This window comes from Zymomonas mobilis, from assembly GCF_006715975.1.
Classification (GTDB): domain Bacteria; phylum Pseudomonadota; class Alphaproteobacteria; order Sphingomonadales; family Sphingomonadaceae; genus Zymomonas; species Zymomonas mobilis_B.
On record NZ_VFOF01000005.1, the window covers coordinates 1 to 4,555 of the forward strand.

A 4,555-nucleotide genomic window follows, 5' to 3' on the forward strand; every position below is an offset into this window, starting at 1 on the left:
ATGTAACGGTCACTACACCAGTACAAATCTCTATAAATGCAGAGATGATTTTAGTGATTATTACAGGAATACGCAAGCCTCTATTGAGGTAAAAAATTGTGTAGTGAAATCTAGCCCTGTCCAAGATGAGGACAGGATAATGAAAAAATTAAATGCTTATAATTTTATCCGGCAACTTCAATCCCAAGGCGTGGATGGTGCTACTGCTGAAAAGATTGCCTTCCAAACTTACCATGAACAATCGCAGCCTCTATTTGATGAAGAGGACTATTGCGACCAGCTTATAAGTCGCGGTTTAGACCCTGAATCTGCTGCCGATATTGCGAGAAAAACAGCCAATGCTATATCTCGCGACCCATTGGAACTGGCTGGAATCCGACTAAAACCCTTAGACCCAGTTCATAGAAATTCTTACGAAGTCGGTGAGCGGGAGCATCTGGTTTGGAAAGCAATCAATAAAGAGCATATCGGAGCCTATCTTGAGGCGGTCGATCAATATTCGATTAAAACCCGCGCCTTGAGCGATAAAGCTGTCCGCTTGTTGAAAATGCTGTTTCGTATGGCTGACTTTAGAACAGGCCGTTTAGAACCGACTATTGAGACAATTTCTAATAAGGTGGGCTATGCACGCGCGACCGTTGTTCGATTATTAACGCAGTTAAAAGAACAAGGGTTTTTGCGGTGGATACGGCGATCAATTAAAATCAAGAAAGAGGGTGAACGCCCGCGCCGTAGGCAGACTAGTAATGCTTATGGTTTCTTATCGCCTGCGTCTTGGCCGGAAATTGCAAAACAGGCTTTCTTGCGAGTCATGCAGCGCAAACATATTCCCCTTCCTGATGATTTTTCTCATGCCAAAGAAACGGATGCGGCTGCTACAGAGGAAATGATCGAGAGTTTGCCAGTAGTGGAGTGGTCACAGGAGATTTTTGCCCAGAAGCGTTCTGCCAATCAGAAAGAAGAGGGCAATAACTCCGAGTTGGCCAAGACATTGGCTAGTTTGGGGGATGCCATAGAAAGGGAAGAAAAAAGGAGCGAAACACCACCAAACCGACCTTTGAAAAAACCCCAAAATTCGGGATTTTTTCGAGAGTTCAATTTTGAGCATCTATCTAATTATAAGTATTTTAATAATACTGACATCGCTAATCTAAATTCGATAAAAGCAGATAGAGACTGCCTCGCTTCAGCTAACGCTGGCTCGGCAGACGTTATTTTTGACCTAAAAACAGAACCCGACCACTTCACAACCGAACTTCATTCCCTGAACCTCCGATCTGATCAAGTTTCAGCTATCCTTCAACACAGAAAAAAACGGATAGAAAACGGATGGATGTCTCTTTCTCCAAAGGATACCGCCAAACTGCTCATTAAAACCCGACAAATGAAACCATAGCTAACCTAAAACGCCGTATAATGCCTTTACAGTGCGGAAACTGTTCGCTTCGCTCACAGGCTCTGCGAAAAAGAAAATGGGTTCCTAAAAGGCCAATGCTCACGATTAAGGATATATTTTGTTTTGAAGGGGAAATAAGTTCAAGACGTTTCCTCCCTTAAAAGCGTTCCTGTTTCTGTTTTTTTATTAAGCGGCAGAACCATTCATAAGTGCAATCTAGTTCTTTTTCTATTTCCTCGAAGATCACTCTTCGGGAATAGCCTTCTTCCAGTTTTCTAAAGATAAAATCTTTTCTGGCGAAAAACCTTACTTTGATCATACCTCGCCGATTTTCTAGCATTGCTGTTCTATCCTGTTTGATTTTAGTTCATTTAACTACATTCTATTTCATTTAGTTTGAATGAAGGTCATTTTAGTTCATTTTCTATAAAACTAGAAAAATGAAATTAAATGAAACTAAATTTCTCCCCTTTTGGAGGCAAGATGTGTTGCCGTGTGCACGGCAACAAACCTTATTCGCCTTCGGCTCAACGGGAACAGGACAGGTGCCCCTGATGAAAGATGCTAAAAAACGGAATAAAAATGTTGGACCAAGGTCACAGAAACGCATTCCTGTCAGAGTGTCGGTTGATGAATACGATCAGATCAAGAGGACAGCAGAAAAGGTTCGTTTGCCAGTCTCGACCCTTCTCCGCGAATTGGCACTGGGTCACAATCCACCAAGCCGGATTGAGCAACGAACCTTCTTGGAAGTCGTCCATCTTCGCGGTGATCTTGGCCGACTAGGTGGGCTATTAAAAATGTGGTTAGTGGACGCTCCAGGTGAGGCTGTTTCGGAGGCAGATGTCCGGTCAGCTCTTCATAAAATACTAAGCCGTCAAGACGATATATCCGACCTACTCGATCAGCTAAGAAATATCATTCCGGCAAAGCCATAATAGCTTATTATATTGAAGGGATAGTTTCATAAAATTTATTGGCAATTTTAATAAGAAAAGGGGGAATAGCGACCTTTTCCTCAAAGAAGTCGATTACCGCACTGTATAAAAAAATGGAGAGAACGAAGCCAAAAAAACAGCTTTAAATACCCGATATGATGGATGGTGAAAAATTGCCCAGAATTTTCCGAGACACACCACAAAGGGCAGAGAAAGAATAATGCTGCACCGCAAAAAAGAACCAACTTTTTTTGGAGCGTCCTCTACACCTAGAGATTTATAACCAACGCTTTCAAAGAAAGCCAAAAAGCAAATTCCAACACTTACAAGAAGATACGTCATGATTGTTCCCGTTAGGGTCATTTAAATAGCATTTGCACCAATTTGAAAGTTAGCCGTAACACCTAGTGCTTTCATAATTCCGATTAAACTAGAGAGGCTAGGATTACCCTTTTCGGAAAGACTTTTATAAAGAGCTGTCCGAGAAATACCTGCCTCTTCTGCTGTTGATTTCATTCCGCGAGCTTTTGCGATTACCTTTAAGGCGTAAGCAACTGCGCGTAAATTGCCATCATTCCATGCCATATTGAGTAGTTCGGTTTGCACCCGCGGATTTTTAGCCGCATCAACAGCATCAAAAAGAATGAGGTCATCATTTTCTTTTTTCATAAAAACTTCCTTTCTTTCGCTGCATCTTTTGCTTTTTGGATATCTTGGGATTGAGTTTTCTTTGTTCCTCCCCCAAGCACGACAATCACTGTTTTCCCATGCTGGATGAAGTAAATCCGGTATCCAGCTCCGTAATGGATTCTACTTTCTGAAAGACCTTCTCCGCACGGTTTCACATCGCCGAATGAGCCAGCAGACATCAAGATCAATCGAGATGTGATTTTATCAACAGCTTTCTGATCTTTAAGATGCTCTAGCCATTTTCTAAATTGCGGGGTTTGTTTTACCGTGAGCATATGTAAACTATAGAAGACAATTTTCGTCTAATCAATTCTATTTTTTAATTTTCTATCTTTAAAAAGTAATCTCGAATATCACATGATTATCAGCATAGAAGCTGAATTAACCGTTAGCGGGTATAAAATGGAGCTATTTATACTTGCTAAACTCTGTCGTATTATTCCAGATAACGGAAACGACATTTAAGCCTTTTTCGAATAGTTCATTTGAAAGTTTTAAATGGGCATATAATGAAAATCTAAATGAATTAGACAGAGGAAGTTATCGAGTGCTTCATCTTACCCCGTTTGAGCGTCTAAAAAATGATGGACGCGTTACCAAACAACATCTTATGATGAGCAACTGCGAGATGGCCTGATCCAGCGTTTCGAATTTATTTATAAACTAAGATACAAGACACTAAGGCGCTTTTTAGAACAGAATTCAGCCTTGGATTTTCGTTCAGCTAATGACGTTGGGATGTACCTAAAAATATAATGAGATTACTACTTAGCAAGTGTCTGTTATTAGGATAAATGCGACATTTTCGGACATAAATATCGCTACTGTATCTGATTTTATAGACGGGACATACACTTTTTAGTGTCAAGCAGAATCTTTACAACGCTCTCAGATGGATGTAGGCTTAAAACAACATGGCTGATTCGTCAGGCCACTTCCATGTCTTGGAGGTGGATATATAAAATAGGGTTCCAAAGCACTTGGAACCCTATCGTTAATGTTAATTTAAATAGCTTTGGCTAACTAAATAAATTAATTGGTAGAAGGAGTTAGCTATGTCTTTATTTCTTAGAACACAAAGCAATCGCTGCTTTATTGGCAGAGAAGGATTGTATTGCTTCGAAAGTAGGAAAACAAAGCGTAATACTTCTATTAATATCTGATGACTTATCATCAGATGATGGATGGAATTAGGTTCCACCATATATATAGTGCCTTTTTAAAAGATGAATAATGCGCTTCCCGTAAAAATCTTCCCAAAAAATTACGGAAAGCCTATTATCTTAACACAAATCTTAAGGTAATTACAAGCACCCAGCCATATTTTATATGGCTGGGTGCTTGTTTATGTATATAGTCAAAAGATGTATCTTTTGGCCAAATTTGAAATAAATTTTTCTACAATATTTTTAAAAATGTTCTTGTCTGGCAGTCAAAAATAAGCGTAAGTTTTTTTGAACAGTTTTGAAATGCTTTCAGGGCAAAAAAAACGTCTGGCTGCGGAAACAACCAGACGTTTTGATTTCGAATG

The 4,555-nt window shown here is 39.8% G+C and carries 6 protein-coding genes; 3 read left to right on the plus strand and 3 right to left on the minus strand.

Annotated features, from left to right (window positions below; genetic code table 11):
- Nucleotides 1-139: 139 nt before the first annotated feature.
- Both FBY58_RS08970 and FBY58_RS08980 read left to right on the plus strand, forming a co-directional pair.
- On the plus strand, nucleotides 140-1,396 hold the full coding sequence (locus FBY58_RS08970) for a helix-turn-helix domain-containing protein (protein WP_141920715.1): 1,257 nt from the start codon (nucleotides 140-142) through the stop codon (nucleotides 1,394-1,396).
- Between the two features lie 554 nt (nucleotides 1,397-1,950).
- The gene (locus tag FBY58_RS08980) at nucleotides 1,951-2,334 is read left to right on the plus strand and encodes a plasmid mobilization protein (protein WP_260432192.1); all 384 of its coding nucleotides are present in this window, start codon (nucleotides 1,951-1,953) and stop codon (nucleotides 2,332-2,334) included.
- Nucleotides 2,335-2,427: 93 nt separating this feature from the next.
- Here the strand turns inward: FBY58_RS08980 and FBY58_RS08985 are convergent, their stop codons facing one another.
- From FBY58_RS08985 to FBY58_RS08995, 3 genes are read right to left on the minus strand one after another with little or no spacing between them, the layout of a single operon-like run.
- Entirely contained in the window at nucleotides 2,428-2,676 is a 249-nt protein-coding gene (locus FBY58_RS08985) for a hypothetical protein (protein WP_141920711.1), read from the minus strand.
- A gap of 21 nt (nucleotides 2,677-2,697) precedes the next feature.
- Nucleotides 2,698-3,003 (minus strand): addiction module antidote protein, encoded by a 306-nt coding sequence (locus tag FBY58_RS08990; protein WP_141920712.1) that lies wholly within the window; start codon nucleotides 3,001-3,003, stop codon nucleotides 2,698-2,700.
- On the minus strand, nucleotides 3,000-3,299 hold the full coding sequence (locus FBY58_RS08995; protein ID WP_141920714.1) for a type II toxin-antitoxin system RelE/ParE family toxin: 300 nt from the start codon (nucleotides 3,297-3,299) through the stop codon (nucleotides 3,000-3,002). Before FBY58_RS08995 ends, FBY58_RS08990 begins: the two co-directional genes overlap by 4 nt.
- Before the next feature lie 361 nt (nucleotides 3,300-3,660).
- Here FBY58_RS08995 and FBY58_RS09605 point away from each other — a divergent pair, with 361 nt between their 5' ends.
- Entirely contained in the window at nucleotides 3,661-3,780 is a 120-nt protein-coding gene (locus FBY58_RS09605; RefSeq protein WP_409373549.1) for a hypothetical protein, read from the plus strand.
- Nucleotides 3,781-4,555 lie beyond the last annotated feature (775 nt).

Excerpts from the sequence above, each read along its gene's own strand:
- FBY58_RS08970 (WP_141920715.1), top strand. The coding sequence starts at position 140 with ATGAAAAAATTAAATGCTTATAATTTTATCCGGCAACTTCAATCCCAA.
- FBY58_RS08995 (WP_141920714.1), bottom strand. The coding sequence starts at position 3,299 with ATGCTCACGGTAAAACAAACCCCGCAATTTAGAAAATGGCTAGAGCAT.
- FBY58_RS08990 (WP_141920712.1), bottom strand. The coding sequence starts at position 3,003 with ATGAAAAAAGAAAATGATGACCTCATTCTTTTTGATGCTGTTGATGCG.
- FBY58_RS08980 (WP_260432192.1), top strand. The coding sequence starts at position 1,951 with ATGAAAGATGCTAAAAAACGGAATAAAAATGTTGGACCAAGGTCACAG.
- FBY58_RS08985 (WP_141920711.1), bottom strand. The coding sequence starts at position 2,676 with ATGACGTATCTTCTTGTAAGTGTTGGAATTTGCTTTTTGGCTTTCTTT.